The organism is Duganella dendranthematis, from assembly GCF_012849375.1.
Classification (GTDB): Bacteria; Pseudomonadota; Gammaproteobacteria; order Burkholderiales; family Burkholderiaceae_D; genus Rugamonas; species Rugamonas dendranthematis.
In genome coordinates, this window is the sequence record NZ_CP051684.1 from 5,422,382 (window position 1) to 5,441,932 (window position 19,551).

The 19,551-nt window shown below is 62.9% G+C and carries 18 protein-coding genes; 9 read left to right on the top strand and 9 right to left on the bottom strand.

Annotation, left to right across the window (positions count from 1 at the left end):
* Positions 1 to 3 precede the first annotated feature (3 nt).
* The gene (locus HH213_RS24865; protein ID WP_169114034.1) at positions 4 to 2,211 is read right to left on the bottom strand and encodes a hybrid sensor histidine kinase/response regulator; all 2,208 of its coding nucleotides are present in this window, start codon (positions 2,209 to 2,211) and stop codon (positions 4 to 6) included.
* 99 nt (positions 2,212 to 2,310) lie between these two features.
* Here HH213_RS24865 and HH213_RS24870 point away from each other — a divergent pair, with 99 nt between their 5' ends.
* Positions 2,311 to 3,474: a branched-chain amino acid ABC transporter substrate-binding protein gene (locus tag HH213_RS24870; RefSeq protein WP_110847759.1), complete on the top strand. Its 1,164-nt coding sequence runs from the start codon at positions 2,311 to 2,313 to the stop codon at positions 3,472 to 3,474.
* Between the two features lie 80 nt (positions 3,475 to 3,554).
* On the opposite strand, the gene HH213_RS24875 is transcribed toward HH213_RS24870, so the two are convergent.
* Positions 3,555 to 5,822, bottom strand: coding sequence for an outer membrane beta-barrel family protein (locus HH213_RS24875; RefSeq protein WP_169114035.1), 2,268 nt, complete (start codon positions 5,820 to 5,822; stop codon positions 3,555 to 3,557).
* A gap of 117 nt (positions 5,823 to 5,939) precedes the next feature.
* Between HH213_RS24875 and HH213_RS24880 the strand changes: the two genes are divergently transcribed.
* From HH213_RS24880 to HH213_RS24900, 5 genes are all read left to right on the top strand, one after another.
* Positions 5,940 to 6,329, top strand: coding sequence for an OsmC family protein (locus HH213_RS24880; protein WP_169114036.1), 390 nt, complete (start codon positions 5,940 to 5,942; stop codon positions 6,327 to 6,329).
* Positions 6,330 to 6,411: 82 nt separating this feature from the next.
* Positions 6,412 to 7,020 (top strand): DUF6036 family nucleotidyltransferase, encoded by a 609-nt coding sequence (locus HH213_RS24885; protein ID WP_110847762.1) that lies wholly within the window; start codon positions 6,412 to 6,414, stop codon positions 7,018 to 7,020.
* Entirely contained in the window at positions 6,992 to 7,369 is a 378-nt protein-coding gene (locus tag HH213_RS24890) for a hypothetical protein (protein ID WP_146235939.1), read from the top strand. The genes HH213_RS24885 and HH213_RS24890 overlap by 29 nt, the downstream gene beginning before the upstream one ends.
* Before the next feature lie 96 nt (positions 7,370 to 7,465).
* On the top strand, positions 7,466 to 8,509 hold the full coding sequence (locus HH213_RS24895) for a choice-of-anchor J family PEP-CTERM protein (protein ID WP_169114037.1): 1,044 nt from the start codon (positions 7,466 to 7,468) through the stop codon (positions 8,507 to 8,509).
* Positions 8,506 to 9,909, top strand: a complete 1,404-nt coding sequence (locus tag HH213_RS24900) for a PA domain-containing protein (protein ID WP_169114038.1) — start codon at positions 8,506 to 8,508, stop codon at positions 9,907 to 9,909. Before HH213_RS24895 ends, HH213_RS24900 begins: the two co-directional genes overlap by 4 nt.
* Here the strand turns inward: HH213_RS24900 and HH213_RS24905 are convergent, their stop codons facing one another.
* Positions 9,910 to 10,182, bottom strand: a complete 273-nt coding sequence (locus tag HH213_RS24905; RefSeq protein ID WP_229263145.1) for a PilZ domain-containing protein — start codon at positions 10,180 to 10,182, stop codon at positions 9,910 to 9,912.
* A gap of 143 nt (positions 10,183 to 10,325) precedes the next feature.
* Between HH213_RS24905 and HH213_RS24910 the strand changes: the two genes are divergently transcribed.
* On the top strand, positions 10,326 to 11,660 hold the full coding sequence (locus HH213_RS24910) for a RecQ family ATP-dependent DNA helicase (RefSeq protein ID WP_169114039.1): 1,335 nt from the start codon (positions 10,326 to 10,328) through the stop codon (positions 11,658 to 11,660).
* On the opposite strand, the gene HH213_RS24915 is transcribed toward HH213_RS24910, so the two are convergent.
* The 3 genes from HH213_RS24915 to HH213_RS24925 all read right to left on the bottom strand — a co-directional run bounded on the left by HH213_RS24915 (position 11,565) and on the right by HH213_RS24925 (position 14,379).
* The gene (locus HH213_RS24915; RefSeq protein WP_169114040.1) at positions 11,565 to 12,695 is read right to left on the bottom strand and encodes an esterase-like activity of phytase family protein; all 1,131 of its coding nucleotides are present in this window, start codon (positions 12,693 to 12,695) and stop codon (positions 11,565 to 11,567) included. The genes HH213_RS24910 and HH213_RS24915 overlap by 96 nt on opposite strands.
* A 17-nt stretch (positions 12,696 to 12,712) precedes the next feature.
* Positions 12,713 to 13,861, bottom strand: a complete 1,149-nt coding sequence (locus tag HH213_RS24920; RefSeq protein WP_169114041.1) for a GTP-binding protein — start codon at positions 13,859 to 13,861, stop codon at positions 12,713 to 12,715.
* An 89-nt stretch (positions 13,862 to 13,950) separates the two neighbouring features.
* Positions 13,951 to 14,379, bottom strand: a complete 429-nt coding sequence (locus HH213_RS24925; RefSeq protein ID WP_169114042.1) for a Fur family transcriptional regulator — start codon at positions 14,377 to 14,379, stop codon at positions 13,951 to 13,953.
* A 44-nt stretch (positions 14,380 to 14,423) separates the two neighbouring features.
* On the opposite strand from HH213_RS24925, the gene HH213_RS24930 reads away from it, so the two are divergent.
* Positions 14,424 to 14,765, top strand: a complete 342-nt coding sequence (locus tag HH213_RS24930; RefSeq protein WP_169114043.1) for a hypothetical protein — start codon at positions 14,424 to 14,426, stop codon at positions 14,763 to 14,765.
* A gap of 99 nt (positions 14,766 to 14,864) precedes the next feature.
* Entirely contained in the window at positions 14,865 to 16,841 is a 1,977-nt protein-coding gene (locus HH213_RS24935; protein ID WP_169114044.1) for a TonB-dependent receptor, read from the top strand.
* Between the two features lie 4 nt (positions 16,842 to 16,845).
* On the opposite strand, the gene HH213_RS24940 is transcribed toward HH213_RS24935, so the two are convergent.
* From HH213_RS24940 to HH213_RS24950, 3 genes are read right to left on the bottom strand one after another with little or no spacing between them, the layout of a single operon-like run.
* Positions 16,846 to 17,553 carry an ABC transporter ATP-binding protein gene (locus HH213_RS24940; protein WP_169114045.1) on the bottom strand — a complete coding sequence of 236 codons (708 nt, stop codon included), beginning with the start codon at positions 17,551 to 17,553 and terminating at the stop codon, positions 16,846 to 16,848.
* Positions 17,550 to 18,530: an ABC transporter permease gene (locus HH213_RS24945; protein WP_169114046.1), complete on the bottom strand. Its 981-nt coding sequence runs from the start codon at positions 18,528 to 18,530 to the stop codon at positions 17,550 to 17,552. The genes HH213_RS24940 and HH213_RS24945 overlap by 4 nt, the downstream gene beginning before the upstream one ends.
* 11 nt (positions 18,531 to 18,541) lie before the next feature.
* A complete protein-coding gene (locus HH213_RS24950; RefSeq protein WP_169114047.1) occupies positions 18,542 to 19,528 on the bottom strand; it encodes an aliphatic sulfonate ABC transporter substrate-binding protein in 987 nt (328 codons plus the stop codon).
* Between the last annotated feature and the right edge of the window lie 23 nt (positions 19,529 to 19,551).

The following is a 19,551-nucleotide window of genomic DNA, read 5'->3' on the forward strand; positions in this document are numbered from 1 at the left end:
CGATTAGGGCAGGCGGGCGATCAGCGCCAACAGCGCATCCACGTCCACCGGTTTGACAAAGTAGTGATCGAAGCCGGCTTGATCGGCTTGCGCGCGGTCCTCGCGGCGGCCGTAGCCCGTCACCGCCACCAGTGTGGCGCGCGCGGTCTGCGGCAGCGCGCGCAGGCGGCGTGCCAGTTCGAAGCCGGTGATGTCGGGCAGGCCGATATCGAGCAGACACAATTCCGGTGATGTGGCTTCGGCCATGTCCAGCGCCGCCAGCGCAGTGTGGCTGACGCTGACCTGGTGGCCGCCGGCTTCAAGCAGCAGTTGTAGGGTTTGCGCGGCGTCGATGTTATCGTCTACCACCAGCACGCGCAGTCTGCGCGCCGGCTTTACGGCCTGGCTTGCGGCCGGCGTGGACGGCTGCTGCTGGGCGGTACCCGGCAGCGTGATGGTGAAGGTGCTGCCTTGATGTTCGCCGCCGCTGTCGACGGACACCGAGCCGCCATGCAGCTCCACCAGCGACTTGACCAGCGCCAGTCCCAGTCCCAACCCGCCTTGCGAGCGGTCGGCGCTGCGGTCGGCCTGCGCAAATAATTCAAACACACGGCCGCGCAGCTCGGGCGACATGCCGATGCCGTTGTCGCTGACGGTCAGCTGGACGTTGCCGCCATCGGCGCGCACGGCCAGCTTGATGGCGCCGCCGGCCGGCGTGTACTTGGCGGCGTTGTTGAGCACATTGACCAGCACCTGCACCAGCCGTTTGTGATCGCCGACCACCACCAGCGGCGCTGGCGGCAGCGCGACTTCAAAGCGGTGCTGGCGCGCCTTGAACAGGGGATCCGCCTGTTCCATCGCGTCGGCGACGATGGTCGATATGTCCAGCGGCACGCGCGTCAAGGTCACCAGCCCGCGCGTCACGCGCGATACATCCAGCAGGTCGTCCACCAGGCGTGTCATGTGGTGCACCTGGCGCACGATGATGCCGGCGGTGCGCTGTACGGCGGCGTCGGTGGCGTGGCCGCTTTGCAGCAGCTGCGCGCCGGCACTGATTGGCGCCAGCGGGTTGCGCAACTCGTGCGCCAGCATGGCCAGGAATTCATCCTTGCGGCGGTCCGCCTCGCGCAGCTGGGTCTGCGCCTTGAGATGCTGGCGTTCCTTTTCCTGTAGCGCTGCCGCCATGGCGTCCAGCGCCCGCGCCAGTTCGCTGATTTCCTCCTTGCCGTAGCGGATGCCGCTGCGTGCTTCCAGCGTGCCGGAGGCGATGCTGTTGGCGGTGCTGGCCAGGCGTTTTACGCGCCGCAGCACCAGCACGTCGCCGACGAACCACGCCGCCACCAGAGCCAGGGCGATGGTCGCGGACAGGGCCAGGAAGTCCAGCATCTGGTCGTGGCGCGCATTGGCGGTGATGGCGTCGACCGGAATGCCGATGGTGACGGTGTAGTCGGACAGCCCATTGTTGCCGACGCGCGCGAAGCGGTGCAGCCGCTCGACGCCGTCCGGCCCTGTCAGCAGCACAGGTTTGCCCGGCTCCGCCGCCATGGCGGTGCGCATCTCCGGCGATACCTGCTTGCCAAACCAGGCTTCCGGATCGGGCTTGCGCGAGATCACCTTGCCTTCGGAATCGGCGGTCAGCAGCAGCGAGCCGGCCGGCAGCTGGATGTCGGCCACGAAGCGATCCAGTTTGGTCAGGTCGAGCGCGGCGAAGACAACCGCCTTGACCTTGTCGTCGTCGTTCAGCACCGGATAAGTCAGGTTGACGGTATGCTTCTGGATCACGCGGCCGAAGATGTAGCCGCCGGCGACAAAACGCTTCAGATGCACGGCGCGGCGGAAATGCGAGCGGTCGGCCAGGTTGACCAGGTTGGTGGAGGGCACGGCGTTGCAGGTGACATCGCCGTTCAACTGGATCAGGCCGAAATTGACGTAATCGGGATTCTGGCGCTGGATGTTGGCCAGCAGCCGGCTGCATTGCGCCTGGTCGCCCATCAGGTCGGGAATGCTGGCCAGATCGCGCAGTATCTGGCGCGCGCCGGCGATGGACTGGGCCTCGTTGGCGGCCGCCAGATTGGTCAGCCGCTGGAGGTTGTCCTCGGCCACCTCGACGGCGTGGGCGCGTTCGCGCACACCGTTAATCACGGTCATGATCGCGCTGGGTGCGATCGCCAGCAGCACCAGGAGAATCAACCTGCTGCGCAGACTATTGAGCTGAAAGAGCAGGAAGGCCATGGGCAGTTATCTTACTGTAATCTGCCCTTTGTGCAAGGGGGAATTGGCAAACGTCTGCCGGTGTCTGGTATTCTAACGCTGTTAACCTACGAGGACTTTATGCAGTTCACAACAAAAACAGTATGCCGCGCACTGGCGCTGGCCTTTATCGGCGCTGCGGGTGCCGCCTCCGTGCAAGCGGAAGACACCATCAAGATCGGCCACGTGGCCGCCACTTCCGGCCCGATCGCACACCTGGGCAAGGACAATGAAAACGGCGCGCGCATGGCGGTCGATGAGTTGAATGCCAAGGGGCTGGTCATTGGTGGCAAAAAATACAAGATCGTGTTGCAGGCCGAAGACGACGCCGGCGATCCGAAACAAGCCACCACCGTGGCGCAGAAACTGGTGGATGCCAAGGTGCTGGGCGTGATCGGTCACGAGACCTCCGGCACCACGATTCCGGCCTCGCGCCTGTATTATGACGCCGGCATTCCGCAGATTACGCCGTCGGCCAGCGCGCCGCAGTACACGCACCAGCGTTATAACACTACCTTCCGCAATATCGCCAACGACGAGCAGCTCGGCCCTGCGCTGGCGCGTTACGCGATGCAGACCATGAAGGTCAAGCGCATCGCCGTGGTGGATGATCGTACGTCCTACGGCAAAGGCCTGGCTGATGAATTCAGCAAGACCGTCAAACGCACTGGCGCCGCCACCGGCACAACCATCGTTTCGACCCAGTACACCAACGACAAGGCGACTGACCTGATGGCGATCCTGACCGCCATCAAGGCCACCAAGCCGGATATGGTCTTCTTCGGCGGTATGGACGCGGTGGCCGCGCCGATGCTGCGCCAGATGAAGCAACTGGGCTTCCCGGTCAAGTTCATGGGCGGCGACGGCATGTGTTCGGACTCGGTACCGCGCCTGACCGGTGACGGCATGAGCGACGGCCAGGTGATCTGCGCCGAAGCGGGCGGCGTCGAGCCGGCGCAGGAAAAAGGCATGGAAGACTTCCGCGTTGCCTACAAAAAGCGCTATGGTATCGAAGTGCAGACTTACGCACCGTATGCCTACGATGCGCTGATGATGATGGTGGAAGCGATGCAGAAAGCCGGTTCGCCCGATCCGGCCAAATACCTGCCGCAACTGGCAAAGCTGAAGCATAAAGGCTTGCTGGGGAATATCTCGTTCGACGCCAACGGCGACGTGCAGGATGGCCTGCTGACCATCTACACCTTCAAAGGCGGGCACCGCCAGAAGCTGGCAGTGATCAAGTAATCCTCGCGGCACCGCTGTCACCCGCACACCGCTGCGGCCAGGGTCAGACCCCGTACGGGGTCTGACCCTTTTGTTTTGGGTTACGCGCCGGGTGGCGGGCCGCCGGCGCCAGGGCCAGGACCGCCCGGGCCGCCGGGACGCGGGCCCCAGCCTTCCTCGCGATGCTCACCGCTCGATGCGGTGCCGCCGAAGCGGTACGACAGGCCGACATAGAACACGCGGCCGTCGAAGCGGCGGGTGCTGGTTTCGCGCAGCGTGTCGCTGTCGATGATGGTCTGCATCTTGTTGGTGTTGAACAGGTCCGTCACGTTGGCTACCAGCGTCAGTTGCGGCGTAACCGTGTGGCGCCAGCTCATGTTGAAGGTGTGGTTGGCCGAACGGTAGCCTTGGCCGGACAAGGTCTTGCCCATCATTTGCAACGCCATCTGAATCTGATTGGCGGCGTCGTACGAGTAGTTCAGTCGCGCGCGGCCGCTCAGCGAGTTGGCGGTGCGCGTGATCAGATTGCCGCTGTCGTCGTAGAAGCTTTGCTGCGAGCGCGCCAGGTTGCCGCTGGTGTTCAGCGTCAGCGATGGCGTCAGCTTGCCGCTCACGGTGAATTCCAGGCCGCTCGAATGACTGCCTTCGCCGTTGGCGCGGGTGGTCAGCAGCACGTTCGGCGCGACGAAGTAGCGGTAGTCGACGATGGAGTCGGTGTCCTTGCGGTAGTAGCCGCGCAGATTGGTTTCCAGGCCGGCGATCTTGGTCTCGTAACCCACTTCGAAGGAATCGGTCTTGGTCGGCTTCAGGTTCGGGTTGCCCGAGAAGACGTTGAACTCATCGCGGTAGGTCACATACGGATTGAGGTCATTGGCGTTGGGGCGACGAATCCGGCGCGCATAGGCGAAGCGCAGGTTGGCGTTGTCCGTGACCTTGTAAGTGGCGTAGGCGCTCGGGATGTAGTTGATGTAGTGGTTCTTCGCCTCGACACTGCCGGTGATCTGGTTGATGTCCATGTCGGTATACTCGGCGCGCAGGCCGGCCAGCGCACCCCAGCGGTCGTTCAGGCGCATCTGGTAGGTGCCGTACAGCGCATACACGGTTTCATCCAGCTCATAGGCATTGGTGCGGCCGTTGTTGACGGTGGCCGCGCCGCTGATCGGATTGATGTCGGTGTACAGCGTGTTGACGTTGTTGTCGTTGGTGGCGATCTTGTAGCCGGTCTTGGCGGTGCCGCCCCACAGTGGACGCTCGTAATCGCCGGTGAAGTCGACGATGCGGGTGTCATTGTGGTTGCGCTGATTGGCGCGGGTGTCGATCCATCCCGGCGTGGCGTAGGCGTTGGCGTAGTTGTTGACGTTGTCGTTTTCCGAAGCCGACACGCGCAGGTCGATTTTCAGCGTTTCGTTCGGCAGGTCGCCCTTGTGGTCGTAGCGCGCGCCCCAGCCGAAGTTGTTGCTGTCGCCGGTGCGGGAGGTGCTGCGCACGTAGTCGGCCGCCGGAATCAGGCTGGTGGCGCCATTGACGTAATGGTCGCTGGACTGCTGGTCGTTGGTGCGCTTGTTGTACGAGGCGCTGCCGGTCAGGGTGTCGGTCTGGTTCAGGTTGTAGCTGACGGTGCCGTTCAAGCCGGCCATGTCGTTCAGACCACGGCCGACCGAGGTCTGGTTGTTGTGGACGAACTGGCCGGTGCCGGTGTCCAGCGTGTCGCGCACCACGTCGGCGGTGGAGTTGCGGCCGTCATGGCGCACGTTGGCGCTGCCCTGGAAGCCCCACGGGCCTTCGTTGTAGCTGCCGTTGACGGCGCTGTTGTAGCGGCCGGCCGTGCCGGCGTTACCGTTGACGGTGGCCATGCCGCCCGGCTTGCGGTTGCGGCGCATCACCAGATTCAGGATCGGACCGCCGCCGGCTTCGTTGCCGAACTGCGCGCCGGGATTGTTGATCACCTCGACCGACTCGATGTCGTCGGCCGCCATCGCCTGCAGTGCCGGGCCGCGGTTATCGCCTTGCAGCATGGCCGATGGCTTGCCGTCCACCATGATCTGCACGTTGGTGCTGCCCCGCAGCGTGACGGTGCCGTCGGGATCGACGTTGACCGATGGCACGTTGTTGAGTGCATCGGCGGCGGTGCCATTGGTGCTGGAGATATCGGACTTGACATCGTAGACCTGGCGGTCGATGCGGTTGGTCGGGCGCTCAGCGGAAACGGTCACTTCCGGCAACACTTCCTTGGCCTTGGCGGGCGCAGGAAGGATGGCGGTGGTCGGCTTGGCTGGCTTGGTGGCTGGCGTTTCGGGAGTGGCGGTTTGGGCGTAAGCTGGCAGAATCGCGCTGCCGGTCAGGCAGCAGGTAAGCAGGATCTTTTGCATAATCTGGACGGCACAACGTCTCTATACGGTAGAGTTGCCATTATACCAGTTGCATATTCGTGAATTAGCGGCATTTACGCTTCTTTACCTTGGCTTAACATTGAGAGGAAATAGGGTATGGCACGCGGCACAGCTTCCATCGGCAAGGACCATTACACCACCCAAATCGAGGTCAGCGGACACGCGCTGACAGCCGACGAACCGGCCCGCAATGGCGGCCAGGACGCCGGTCCGGCGCCATATGATTACCTGCTGGCCAGCCTCGGCGCCTGCACCACCATCACGCTACGCATGTACGCCGACCGCAAGCAGTGGCCGGTGACGGCGGTCGACGTCGCGCTGCAGCTGATCCATGCGGAAGACGGCAGCCTGCTTGTGCGCCGCACGCTGACCATCAGCGGCGACATCGACACCGCACAGCAAGCCCGCATGGCGGAAATCGCCGAGAAGACGCCGGTCACGCTGACGTTGAAAGCGGGCCTGCGCATCGATACCACGCTGGCCTGACGCCACTTCTGCGCCGGATCAGAACACCGGTGCGCCACCGGCCGACAATCCTCTCTCACGCCCAGCCGTGGCGGGAGGATGCATGCAATCATTCACTGAAGCGATACTGCGATTGTTTGAGGAGTTGAACGACCGGCTGATCGGACGAGGCTTACCAGACGGGGCTGTGCGCGCTTATCTTTTCGGCGGTTGTGGCGTGCACATGTACGCACGGAATCGTGTCAGCACAGATGTTGACGCGGAGTTTGACTATAATTTAATCCATCGCGAGGACGTTGTGCTGGTACTTAATGAGTTGCCACCAGTTGATTTCGTTAGCCCAACGTCAGGCCCGTCGCTTCTTCATTTTGATGCCCGATTCAGCACCACACTTGGCCCGCTCCATGTGGATTATCAAGATCGGGCCGTTCAGTTGGAGCGCTGTGACAATAGCCGTTCAGCATTGACAGTTTGGCTGCCTAGCGCTGTAGATTTGGCCATATCCAAGCTAGGCCGCCTGGCTCCGATGGACCTTGAAGACATTTTGACCTTGCTTCAAGAACCATCCGCCAGTTGGAGTGAGTTCGAACGGTTGGCAACCGAGGCTTCCCAATATTATGTAGGCAGAAATCTGGCGGGCACGATTGCCTACATAAAGTTGCAATGGCAAAGGAGGGCAGGTCATGATTCCGGCAGTGAAGATGTTGAATGAACTCGCTGAATACGGTTTAAATTGTGTCGATCGCGAGCATATTATTTTTATTGCGAAATCTGTCTGGTATTACGACTTGATACCGGATTTGGGACAGATAGCCGGTCCATTTCGAAACGATGTTGGCTATCTGATCGATTGCTTGGCACGATTCAACGTGCTGCCGAAGCAACGTAAACTGGATCTGATTACGGCGGTAGAACCGTATAAACCCAACTCCCCGGCTGAGGATTCCGCTTGCCACGATCCGCGTGCACGGGCCTGGAACGCCAGTTGCGACATCATGCCGTTCATGGGCGATATCCTGCCATTTCAAACCCGCCACTACGCTTCCGGCTGGGGCTGGTAATTGTAAATAAATTTTCATCTCATCGGGAACCTGGACATGCGGCCTGTGGTCTAAACCACAGCAAGTTGAGCCGTATAACCCTACCCGGGAGGTGCTATGAAGCCGATCAACCATCTGGTGGGGCTGCTGGTGGCCGCCGCCAGTTGCTCCGCCGTTGCCGTGCCCTTGCTGTCCGAGGGCTTTGATGACATCCGCGCGCTGCCCGCCAACGGCTGGGTGCTGATCAATAACAGTGCGCCGCCCGGCAGCACCAGCTGGTTCCAGGGCAATCCGGGATTCTTCCCGGCCGCCGCCGGGCCCGCCGATTCCTACATCGCGGCTAACTTCAACAATGCCGCATTCGGCGGCGCAGTCAGCAACTGGTTGCTGACGCCGGAAGTCAATCTCTACAATGGCGAGTCGCTGAACTTCTCGCTGCGTCTGCTGGGCGAGGGCGCGCTGGACCGGGTGGAAGTCTACTTCAGCACCAGCGGCGCCAGCACCGACGTCAGCAACAGTTTCTCTTTGCTGACGGCGTTTGAGGCGGATCTCGATACCGGCTGGCGACAACGCGCCGTGCTGGTCGACGGCCTGACCGGGCCGGCCAGCGGCCGCTTCGGCTTCCGCTACGTGGTCGACGATACCAGTCTCAACGGCAACTACATCGGCCTCGACAGCGTCAGCATCAACGCCATTCCCGAACCGTCGACCGTGGCGCTGATGTGCCTGGGCGCGATGGCCTTACGTTTCCGCCAGCGCTGGTGCCGCCGTTGGCTGTTCGCCGGCGGCATGGCCAGCCTGACGCTGGCGGCGCATGCGGCCTCGCCGGATCAAGACGGCGTGATGCGGTTTCCGCACGTGCAGGTCATAGCTCAGCCGGCCACGCAGCCAGCCCCGTCCGGTGGTGGGTTCATGGCCTATAAAGACCCGGTCACCGGCAAGTTGACCAGCCCAAATCCAGAACAGGCCGCCTTGCTGACTTCGGCGCTGCGCGTGGCGGCCCCGCTGGCCAAGCAGGCGCCGCCGCAAGTGGCGCGCGCGCAGCACGGCGGCGTGCGCCTGATGCTGGACGAGCGCCACGACCGCTTCGCCGTCGCCCGCAAGGCGGCTGATGGCAGCGTCACCCAATCCTGCGAGCCGGCGCCGGGAGAGCAAAAATGAACATGCTGCTGACCATCTTGCTGGCGCTGCTGCTGTGCTCCAACAGCTGGGCCGCCGCCACCATCACCATCGTCAATGGCGACCCCGCTGGCGTCGGCTTCAACGATCCGACGCCGGTGACGCCGGTGGGCGGCAACACCGGCATTACGCTGGGTGCGCAACGTTTGAACGCGTTCCAGGCCGCCGCCAGCAAATGGGGCGAAACGCTGGATAGCAACGTCCCCATCCGCGTGCTGGCCACCTGGGAAGCGCTGCCGTGCACCGACACTGCCGCCGTACTGGGCAGCGCCGGCGCGCTGGAAGTGTTTTCCGACTTCCCCGGCGCGCCGCAAGCCAACGCCTGGTTCGGCAAGGCCGAGACCAACAAATTGATCGGCTTCGACGCCGACCCGGACACGCCGGATATCCGCGCCCGTTTCAACGTCAACCTGGGGCAGCCCGGCTGCTTCACCGGTTCGCCGTTCTATCTCGGGCTGGACAACAACCATGGATCGAATACCGACCTGGTGACGGTGCTGCTGCACGAGTTTGCGCACGGCCTCGGCTTCCAGACCTACACCGATGACGAAACCGGCGAGCTGCTGGCCGGCATTCCCAGCATCTGGGATTACTTCCTGCTGGATACGACCACCGGCAAAGTTTGGACGGATATGAACAACGCCGAACGGGTGGCGTCGGCCATCAAGTCTGGCAAGCTGGTGTGGAATGGCGTGCAGGTCACCAATGCCGCGCAGGTTGTCTTGCAGGCTGGTACGCCGATCCTGACCGTGTTGACGCCACCGGAAGTGGCGGGCATCTACCAGGTAGGCACTGCCGCCTTCGGGCCGCCGTTGAGTAGCCCCGGCGTGACCGGCGAGGTGATGCCGGTGGTGGATACGCCACCGGATCTGGGCCTGGCGTGCGTGCCGCTGTCGGACCTCAACACGCGCGCGGTGCGGGGCAAGATCGCGATGATCGACCGGGGCACGTGTACTTTCGTGGTCAAGATTCGCAATGTGCAGGAGGCGGGCGCCGTCGGCACGATCGTGGTCGACAATGTGGCCGGGGCGCCGCCGCCTGGTATTGGCGGCAGCGATCCGGGCATTGTGATCCCGGTGGTGCGCATTACGCTGGAAGACGGGCAGGCGCTGAAGCAGGCTATCGCCAGGCGCACCCGCACGCATTCCGGCATGTACGCCAACCTCGGCGTCAATCTGGGCATACGGGCCGGCACCGATCCGCTGGGGAGGGTGCTGATGTATGCGCCACGGCCCAATCAGCCGGGTTCGTCGGTGTCGCACTGCGATACCAGCGCCACGCCCAACCAGCTGATGGAGCCGGCCATCAATGCCGACCTGCGGCATGAAGTCAAGCCGCCGTTCGACCTGACTTATCCGCTGCTGAAGGACATCGGCTGGTGATCAGGCCGGGGCGGTGGTGACGTAATCGACAATGCGGTCGGCGCAGGCTTCGGAAATTGCAATGAAACGGGCTCCGTTGCGGAAGCGGCCGTGGGAGCCTACGGCGCTGCTATTGACGACGGTCAGCGTGATCTCGTTGCGGATCGCGCTGCCGGGAAAGCAGAAATTCAGTAGCAATTGTTCATCAGTCGGCATGGCGTGGTCGCTGACAAATGCTACGCCCATGCGCGAGATATCGATGATCTGCGTCGGTTGTGCGTGTTTTCCTTGCATGTCACTGAGATAGGCGTCTACCTGTAGCAAACGCCGTACATGCTCTCGTCTCGGGTCCATCGTTTTTTGGGATAGCCGCTAAAACCAGTAGTATAGTGTGGCGGCGTACATACCGGCGATATGTTTTTTAATACGCTGAGTGCATGACTACACCACTCGACAAGAAGATAGACCGGCTGCTGCACAAGGTATTCGGTATGGAGGCGCTGCGCGATGGCCAGCGCCGCGTGATCGACAGCGTGCTGGCCGGCCGCGACACGCTGGCCGTGATGCCCACCGGCAGCGGAAAATCGCTGTGTTACCAGCTACCGGCGCGGCTGATGGATGGCATGACGCTGGTGGTGTCGCCGCTGATCTCGCTGATGAAGGACCAGGCCGAGCGGCTGGAGGAGACCGGCATCGCCAGCGCCACGCAGGTCAACAGCAGCCTGTCCCGCGCCGACGAGCTGGAGGCGCTGGAGAGCATCGAAAAGGCCGGCAAGGACGTGGTGTTCTGCACCCCCGAGCGGCTGGCCACGGCCGAGTTCCAGGAACTGCTGAAGCAGAAGAAAATCGCGCTGGTCGTCATCGACGAGGCGCACTGCATTTCACAATGGGGCCACGATTTCAGGCCGGCGTTCATGGAAATCGGCGCCGCGCTGGAAGCGCTGGGCAAGCCGCAGGTACTGGCCCTGACCGCCACCGCCACCGATGACGTCATCGCCGACATCCGCAGCCAGCTTGGCCGACCGCGCATGCGCGTGGTGAATACCGGAATTTACCGGCCCAACCTGCAATATCGCGTGCGCCAGGTGACCAATCCGGAGGAAAAGAACCAGATGCTGCTGGACCTGGTGCGCGAGACGCCGGGCGTCGGCATCATCTACGCCGCCACGGTCAAGGCGGTGAACGAGACCTACCGGCTGCTGCTGGACGCCGGCGAAAGCGTCACGCTCTATCACGGCCGTCTGAAAGCGGCGGAGCGTAGCGAGAACCAGAACCTGTTCATGAACGGCGAGCGGCGCGTGATGGTGGCGACCAACGCCTTCGGCATGGGCATCGACAAAACCGACACCCGCTTCGTCATCCATTTGCAAGTGCCGGGCAACCTGGAAGCCTATTATCAGGAATCCGGCCGCGCCGGCCGCGATGGCGAGGATGCCGAATGCACGCTGCTGTACTACCACGACGATACGCGGCTACAGAAGTTCTTCCTCATGAAGAGCAAGGCGCCCGACGAGAAGCATGAGCTGGACCGCGAAAAGCTGGAACGCATGATCGGCTACGCGCAAAGCGGCTTTTGCCGCTGGAAGCTTCTGCTGGATTACTTTGGCGATCCGGTGCCGGGCTTCGAGCACTGCTGCCGCTGCGACAACTGCCTGGCGCCGCCGGTCATTTCCGCGTTAGGGGATAACCTCGAACAGCAGGAACTGGGTCACCTGGGTCTTGCTGAAGTTATCGTCCGAGATCAGCACCAGGCTGGCGTGGCCGTTGGCTAGGCGCGGGCCGAACGAAATCCCTTCCAGGTTATCGATGATCGGCAGGCCGACGCTGGCCAGGTCCAGCACCAGGCGCTTCTTCACTTGCGTGAACGTTGCGCCTGGTAGCGTCGGCAGGTGCTGGATGTCGGTGGCGCCGGTGGTATCGATTTCGTAGATGCGCACATAGGTCTTGTAGCTGTTGTCGTCGGCCTGCACGCCCGAGCGTTCCAGCGTCAGCATGCGGGTATCGCTCAGGGCCAGCATCTCCGAGATGCCGTTATCGGCTTCCTTGCCCTTGCCGGGCGTGGCCGGAATCGCGTCGAGCGGATAGGCATACTGGCCCAGTACCTTGCCGTCACGGGTAAAGTGGGTGATGCGGTTGACCGCGCCGTGCATCGGGTCAGGCGCCGGACCATCCTGGTACATCGGGCCTTCCAGCGACACCCACAGCGTGCGGCCGTCCGGCGCAAAGCTCAAGCCTTCAAACGCCTGATTGTCGCGCGGGCCGACCTTGCGCTCCTTGGATACCGTAAACAGCGGCGGCAGCGGCAGTTCGGAGATAAAACTACCATCGCGGCGCGCATGACGCACAAACGGATCGAGGCCCAGCTTGACGTCACCTTCGCTGGCGTACCAGATGCTGCCGTCCTGCGGATCGACGCGCATGGTTTCCAGGTCCGGCACCACGCCGACGCCTGCCTTGTAGGCTTCCTTGGATGGATAGACGCTGCCGTCCGGCTGCAACAGAAGCGATACGCCGGTCAGCTGCGCTGATTTGAACGCGTGTTCGTCGAACGCCAGCTTGGCGCGGTAGTAGCGCGCCGGATTGTGCTGCGAACGGTCGTCGCTGATCATCAACCATTCGTCATTGGCGGCATCGTAGTCGATGCCGGACAGGCCGCCCACCATCGTGCCTTCGTACTGCATGCGGTAAGGCAGGCGCTGTTCGCCGATGAAGCGCAGGCTGGAGATAGTTTCAGGTTGCTGAATCGGCAGCTGCGCGCAGGCTGCAAGCATTAGCGCGCTGATAAGAGTGGCGATGGTCTTTTTCATGGAGGCGCATCATAGCATCACTCGATAAACCATTGCGGGAACGGATCCGGATAGTGCTGCCAGACCGCTTCGCCGGCGGCGGCTTCCGCATCCGTCAGCACGCAGTAGGAGAACGCTTCCTCAATCGCGGCGCGGTCGAGCTTCTGGCCGATGAACACCACTTCGTTAAAGCGGTCGTCATACGGCTCGGCCCAGCGGCCCACCGGTTCCACCGACGCGATCTTGCCAGCGCGCGAATAGGTCACCGCCCATTCCGGCCGCGTGGCCAGCCACAGATAACCCTTGGCCCGTATCAGGCCGTGGAAAGCCTGGTCGAGAAAACGGTTGAAGCGCTGCGGATGCAATGCGCGTGGCTCGCGCAGCACAAAGCTGGAGATGCCGTACTCCTCGGTTTCCGGCGTGTGCTCGCCAGCCAGTTCACGCGCCCAGCCGGCCATTTCGCTGGCTTTCTCCAGATCGAACTTGCCGGTGCCCAGAATTTTATGCAGCGGCACGCGGCCGCGTTCTGCATAAGTAATCGTCGCGCCAGGATTGAGCGCCTTGATCACGGCGCGGACCTCGCCCAGATGCTCCAGCGAGACCAGGTCGGTTTTGCTGACCACCACCACATCGGCAAACTCGATCTGCTCGGACAGCAGGCCGGCCAGCGAGCGGTCGTCGCCTTCACCGGCGGTTTCGCCGCGCTGCGCCAGGAAATCGGTGCTGTTGTAATCGGCCAGCAGGTTGAGGGCGTCGACTACAGTCACCATGGTGTCGATGCGCGCCACCTGGTTGAGGGAATGGCCATCTTCATCCTCGAAATCGAAGGTGGCCGCCACCGGCATCGGCTCGCCCACGCCGGTCGATTCGATCAGCAGATAGTCGAAGCGGCCCTCGGCGGCTAGCTTGCGCACTTCCAGCAGCAGGTCTTCGCGCAGCGTGCAGCAGATGCAGCCGTTGCTCATCTCGACCATTTTCTCTTCGGTGCGCGACAGTTCGGCGCCGGCATTGGCGCTACCGTCGCGCAGCAGGCTGGCGTCGATATTCACCTCGCTCATGTCGTTGACGATGACGGCCACGCGCAGGCCATCGCGGTTGGCCAGGATGTGGTTGAGCAGGGTGGTCTTGCCGGCGCCGAGGAAGCCGGAAAGCACGGTGACGGGGAGGCGTGGGTCTGGAACAGGCATGCTGAATCTCACTTAATAAATGCAATCGAGTTGCATATTAAGCGGATTCAATCGTTAACGCAACAGGGTTGCGTTAGTTTGGCGTTAAATTATTTCTTGCGGTTGCAGCTGGCGCAGGTGCCCTTGATGAGGAAGTCGACTTCCTGGGTCTGGAAGCCGTCCGGCAACTTGATCTTGCGCGGCAGCGCCACGTCGGTGAAGCAGGTGACCTGTTCGCACTTGGTGCACTGGAAGTGCGCATGCTCGTGCGCGTGCTGGCCGGCGCCGGCGCTGAAGCGCCATACCTGATCGGCGCCGGCGATGCGGTGGATCAGCTCATTTTCGGTCAGCCATTCCAGCACGCGGTACAGCGTAACCGAGTCGAGTTCCTCACGCGTGGTCTTGGCCAGGTGGGCTTGAATCTCGTGATGGGTCAGCGATTTTTTCTGGCCCAGTAAAAAGTCCAGGACCAGGACGCGCTGGCGGGTGACGCGGGCGCCGGTAGCGCGGATTTGTGATTCGGCGATATCTGTGTGCATCCTGCTATGGTAACACGGCGCGTATTGCGGTTAGAATACCGGCCATGAAGTCCCGCCGCCCGTTTGTTCATCTGTTCCTCGCGCTCCTGCTGCTGCTTACGCAACAGGTCGGGGTAACGCACATCTATTCGCACTGGGATGGCATTGAGCAGCAGAACGTCCAGCTGAGCGACGAGGACCACGCCGAACACCGCAAACGCGTCGCCGTCCACAAGGTCTGCGCGGAATGCGTGTCGGTGGCGCAGATGTCGGTTGCCATCACCAGTTCGCCGCTGACACTGGCCATTTCCACCCTCAGCACCGGCCCGGTCACCGTGCCGACCACGCTGCCGGCGTGCGAACGTACCACCTGCGTCTTCCAGTCCCGCGCACCACCTCTGGCCTGACACCCAAAATCCGTTTTTACATTTTGAGTTTTTTGCGCCGCTGCGGCCCGCAAGGGTACGTTGCGCGCGACCGTCAATTACATCGCTAGAGGTTTTACCATGAAGATTCAACGCACGCTGCTGGCCGGCGCGATCCTGTCTGCCTATTCCACGCTGGCTTTCGGCCAGGCCGCCGTTCCGCAGGTGATGGTTACCGCATCACCGTTCAGCAATGCCGCCAGTGACCAGATCCTGACCCCGGCCAAAGTGCTGGCCGGCGACGAACTGCGCGACAAGACCGGCAGCTCGCTGGGCGAAACGCTGTCGCAGGAACTGGGCGTGTCGGCGTCGGCGTTCGGCGCCGGCGCTTCACGTCCGATTATCCGCGGCCTGGAAGGTGCGCGCGTCAAGATGCTGGAAAACGGCATGGCCGTCTCCGACGTCTCCGGCCTGTCCAACGACCACGCGGTGGCGGCGGAAGGCGCGGTGGCGCAGCAGATCGAAATCCTGCGCGGCCCGGCGGCGCTGCTGTACGGCTCGGGCGCCATCGGTGGCCTGGTCAACGTCGTCAACGAACGCATCCCGACTGCGCTGGAGCCCAAGCTCACCGGCCAGCTGGAAGCGCGCGGCAGCACGGTCGATAGCGGCCGCAATCTGTCCGGCACCATCGACGGTTCGGTCGACAAGATGGCATGGCATATCGACGGTAACTTCCGCAATGCCGACGACTACAAAATCCCGGGTAACCGCGTGCAGGGCGATCCTGATTCGGCGTCCGGCCATCTGCCGCATTCGGACACGCGTGCACGCACCGGGGGCATTGGCGGTTCGTGGGTGGATAGCTGGGGCTTTGTCGGCGTGTCGGCATCGCGCCTGTCGAATGTGTACGGCATCCCGAGCGACGAGGGCTCGAAGATCGACCAGAAGCAGACCCGCTACGACATCGATAGCCTGGTAAAAGCGCCGTTTGAAGGCTTCGAGACCTTCAAGTTCAAGGCCGGCTACACCGACTACAAACACGCCGAAATCGGCGAAGACGGTGCGCCGGAAGTGCTGTTCAAGAACCGTGCGACCGAAACCCGCGTGGAACTGACGCACAAACCGGTCGCTGGCTGGCATGGCACGTTTGGCCTGCAAACCGAGAACACCAACTTCTCGGCATTGAGCGCGGAAGGCGGCCCGGATACCGTGCCGGTCACGCATTCGACCTCCAACGCCGTCTTCGTGGTTGAGGAAACGGATTTCGGCCCGGTCAAGTTCAACGCCGGCGGCCGCGTGGAGCGCGTCAAGCGTGAGCCGGTGACGGGCGTGGAGCGCTCGTTCAACCTGCAATCGGCGTCGGTGGGCGGCCTGTGGCCGTTCGTGCCGGGTTACGCGATCGGCGCCACGCTGTCGTACGCACAGCGCGCGCCATCTACCGAGGAACTGTATTCCAGTGGCCCGCACGATGCCACCGTCACCTTCGATATCGGCGACGCCGATTTCAAGAAGGAGACCTCGCGCAATATCGAACTGAATGTGCAGAAGACCACGGGCCTGGTGCGCTGGAAGGCCAACGTCTTCCGCAACAAGGTCAGTGACTTCATCTACGGCCACATCACTGGCAACCTGCTGGACGAAGACGGCAATCCAGGCGACGAACTGCGCGAGCGCATCTTCGAACAGGCCGACGCCACCATCCAGGGCGCGGAAGCAGAACTGGAATACAACCCGACCGGCGCCGGCTGGTCCGGCCGCGTGTTCGCCGACACCTCGCGCGGCAAACTGAAACGCGGTGGCAGCCTGCCGCTGCAACCGGCGAATCGTATCGGCGTCAGCACCGCGTACAAGATGGGCGCCTGGCGCGCCGGCCTGTCGCTGGTGCATGCGCAATCGCAGGACCGTTTGGCATCGTTCGAAACCAGCGATACGCCAAGCTACAACCAGTTGAACGCCAATCTCTCGTACACGCAAAAAGTAGATGGCGCCGACCTGACCTGGTTCCTTCTGGCGAAGAACCTGACCAACGACGAGATCCGCGTTTCGACCTCGGTGCTGAAGGATATCGCGCCGCTGCCAGGCCGTAATGTGGTGTTTGGCGTGCGCGCCAAGTTCTGATGCGTCAGACGTGAAGGCTGTCGAGAATGGCGGCCTTCAGGTGGGCGGCATCGGCGTCGCCGCGCTTGCGCGGTGCGGGACCGGGATGGAACTCGGTCAGGCCGCCGTCCAGCAGGACCACGCGGTCGCTCAGGTAGAGCGCTTCGTCGATGTCGTGCGTGACCAGTAGCACGGTAAGTTTGTGCTGGTCGGCGACCTTCAACAGCAGGTCTTGCAGTTTCATGCGGGTGAAAGCGTCAACGGCGGAGAAGGGTTCGTCCAGCAGCAGCACGCGCGGCTGGGTGAACAGGCCGCGCGCGATGGCGGCGCGTTGGGCCTGGCCGCCAGACAGCTGTTTCGGCAGCGCTTCCGCATGGTCTTGCAGGCCGACTTCCGCCAGCAGGCGCGTGACCAGCCGTTGCGAGGACAGCGCATTGTTGCTGTCGAAGGCGACGTTTTGGGACACGGTCAGCCATGGGAACAGGCGTGGTTCCTGGAAGATGAAGCCGATGTCGCGGCTGACGCCGTGCAGCGCGTTGCCATCGAGTTTGATCTCGCCGTTGAAATCCCGATCGAGGCCGGAGGCGATCGATAGCAGGCTGCTTTTGCCGCAGCCACTGGCGCCGATCAGGCTGACCACTTCTCCTGCTTGTAGCTGCAGGCGGACGTCGCGCAGCACGGTGCGCGTGCTGTAGCGCTTTTCGGCGATGTGGATGTCGAGAGCGATGGTCATGCGTAGCTGTCGCGCCATGCAAGGCTGCGTTTTTCGATGGCGGCCATCAGGCTGTCGCTGATTTTGCCGAGGATGGCCAGCAGGAAGATGGCCGCGAGGACGATATCGGCGCGGCTGGTCTCGCGCCCGTCGGAGAGCAGGTAGCCGAGACCTTTGCTGGCGGCGATCAGTTCTGCGGCGACCATGAACATCCACGCCAGACTGAGACCGTTGCGCAAGCCGGTGAGGATGGCCGGCAGGGCGGCGGGCAGTAGCACGCGCCGCGTTAGCGCGACGTTGGACAATCGGTACAGACGCGCGACTTCAATCAGTTTGCGGTCTACGCCGCGGATGCCGGAGGCCACGCCCATGTTGACGGGGAAGAAGGCGCCGATGGCGATCAGGACGATTTTCGGTGCTTCGTCGATGCCGAGCCAGAGCAGCAGCAATGGCACCCAGGCCAGCGACGGAATCGCGCGCAGGGCCTGGAAGCTTGGGTCGAGGAGCGCTTCGGCGTGGCGGCTCAGGCCTACGGCGGCGCCCAGCAGCACTGCCAGCACGGCGCCTGCCGTGAAGCCGGCGATCACGCGCAGCGTGCTGGCGACGATGTGTCCTGCCAAACCTTGCGCGCCAAGGTCACGCAATGTATCCAGAATCCGCGATGGCGCAGGCAGCATATTGGCCGGAATCAGTCCGCCACGCACCGCCAGCTCGACCGCCACCAGCACGGACACCGGCAGAAGCAAACCAAGCACAACCCGCCGCCAACGCCCACCGGCCGCACCACGCGCACCACGCGCACCATGCGCACCGACGCCGACGCCGACGCCGACGCCGGAGGTTGCGTCGGGTGACGCAACGGCAACGGCGCCTGCATCGGCTGCCGCCGCGAATCCTGCCGCCGCCGAGCCGCGGTCGCGCGCAGGCGTGGCGTCGCGTGTTGCGTCCTGGTGCGCGGTGGCGGCGTCTGTGGGCGATGCGGCCAGTTGGGCGCTCATACTGACTGCTCCTATGCTTTCGTGATGTAAGGCTGTGCGAAGCGGGTATCGACCAGTTCCGCGATGGCGCGGTTCAAGTCCGTATCGCTCTTGACCAGCGCCTCGGCCTTGAGGATCGGCGCGGCCACCTGCAAGGCCTTCACATGCTCGCTGCCCGGCTGCGGATTGCTGAAATCACTACGCAGCTTCACCTGCAACAGCGCCACCGGCAACGTCACCTTGGCCTCTTCAGACAAAATCTTGGCCGCCTCGCTCGGATTGGCGATGACCCAGGCGCGTGCGCGTTCATACGCCTTGATCACGCGCGCAACTTCCGCCGGCCGCGTCGCCAGGAACTCCTCGCGCACATTCAAAAAACCGTAGGTATTAAACGCCACATTCCGGTAAATCAGCTTGGAGCCGGCTTCCAGTTCGCTGGCCGCCATGTGCGGATCAAGTCCCGCCCACGCATCCACCTTACCTTGCTCCAGCGCCGCACGGCCATCCGCATGCTGCAAGCTCACATGCTCGATATCGCTGCGTTTCAAGCCTGCAGTCTGCAAAGACCGCAGCAGGAACAGATACGGGTCGGTACCCTTGGTGGCCGCAACCTTCTTGCCCTTCAAATCCGCCACCGAACGAATCGGCGAATCCTTGCGCACCACCAGCGCCGTCCACTCCGGACGGGAGAAAATGTACGGCGTCTTGATCGGATTGCCATTCGCCTTGGCCAGCAACGCCGCCAGGCCCGCAGACGAGCCGATATCGATGCTGTTCGCGTTCAGATACTCCAGCGCGCGATTGCTGCCCGCGCTCAGCACCCAGCGCACCTGCACGCCGTCCGCCTTGAATTCTTCCTCCAGCCAGCCAAAGCGCCGCAGCACCAGACTGACAGGGGAGTAGTAGGCGTAGTCCAGCCGCAGCTCCTTCAGCGGAGCGGCAACCACCAGCGATACAGGAGACAAACCAGACAAGGCGGCACTGCCGGCCGCCAGCTTCAACAGGGTTCTGCGCTTCATGTTTTCCCAAGGTTAGGCGAGGA

Coding starts and splice junctions, on each gene's coding strand:
- HH213_RS24920 (WP_169114041.1), bottom strand. CDS start 13,861: ATGCCTGTTCCAGACCCACGCCTCCCCGTCACCGTGCTTTCCGGCTTC.
- HH213_RS24940 (WP_169114045.1), bottom strand. CDS start 17,553: ATGACCATCGCTCTCGACATCCACATCGCCGAAAAGCGCTACAGCACG.
- HH213_RS24865 (WP_169114034.1), bottom strand. CDS start 2,211: ATGGCCTTCCTGCTCTTTCAGCTCAATAGTCTGCGCAGCAGGTTGATT.
- HH213_RS24905 (WP_229263145.1), bottom strand. CDS start 10,182: ATGCAAGGAAAACACGCACAACCGACGCAGATCATCGATATCTCGCGC.
- HH213_RS24910 (WP_169114039.1), top strand. CDS start 10,326: ATGACTACACCACTCGACAAGAAGATAGACCGGCTGCTGCACAAGGTA.
- HH213_RS24950 (WP_169114047.1), bottom strand. CDS start 19,528: ATGAAGCGCAGAACCCTGTTGAAGCTGGCGGCCGGCAGTGCCGCCTTG.
- HH213_RS24875 (WP_169114035.1), bottom strand. CDS start 5,822: ATGCAAAAGATCCTGCTTACCTGCTGCCTGACCGGCAGCGCGATTCTG.
- HH213_RS24880 (WP_169114036.1), top strand. CDS start 5,940: ATGGCACGCGGCACAGCTTCCATCGGCAAGGACCATTACACCACCCAA.
- HH213_RS24915 (WP_169114040.1), bottom strand. CDS start 12,695: ATGAAAAAGACCATCGCCACTCTTATCAGCGCGCTAATGCTTGCAGCC.
- HH213_RS24930 (WP_169114043.1), top strand. CDS start 14,424: ATGAAGTCCCGCCGCCCGTTTGTTCATCTGTTCCTCGCGCTCCTGCTG.
- HH213_RS24945 (WP_169114046.1), bottom strand. CDS start 18,530: ATGAGCGCCCAACTGGCCGCATCGCCCACAGACGCCGCCACCGCGCAC.
- HH213_RS24870 (WP_110847759.1), top strand. CDS start 2,311: ATGCAGTTCACAACAAAAACAGTATGCCGCGCACTGGCGCTGGCCTTT.
- HH213_RS24890 (WP_146235939.1), top strand. CDS start 6,992: ATGATTCCGGCAGTGAAGATGTTGAATGAACTCGCTGAATACGGTTTA.
- HH213_RS24895 (WP_169114037.1), top strand. CDS start 7,466: ATGAAGCCGATCAACCATCTGGTGGGGCTGCTGGTGGCCGCCGCCAGT.
- HH213_RS24900 (WP_169114038.1), top strand. CDS start 8,506: ATGAACATGCTGCTGACCATCTTGCTGGCGCTGCTGCTGTGCTCCAAC.
- HH213_RS24885 (WP_110847762.1), top strand. CDS start 6,412: ATGCAATCATTCACTGAAGCGATACTGCGATTGTTTGAGGAGTTGAAC.
- HH213_RS24935 (WP_169114044.1), top strand. CDS start 14,865: ATGAAGATTCAACGCACGCTGCTGGCCGGCGCGATCCTGTCTGCCTAT.
- HH213_RS24925 (WP_169114042.1), bottom strand. CDS start 14,379: ATGCACACAGATATCGCCGAATCACAAATCCGCGCTACCGGCGCCCGC.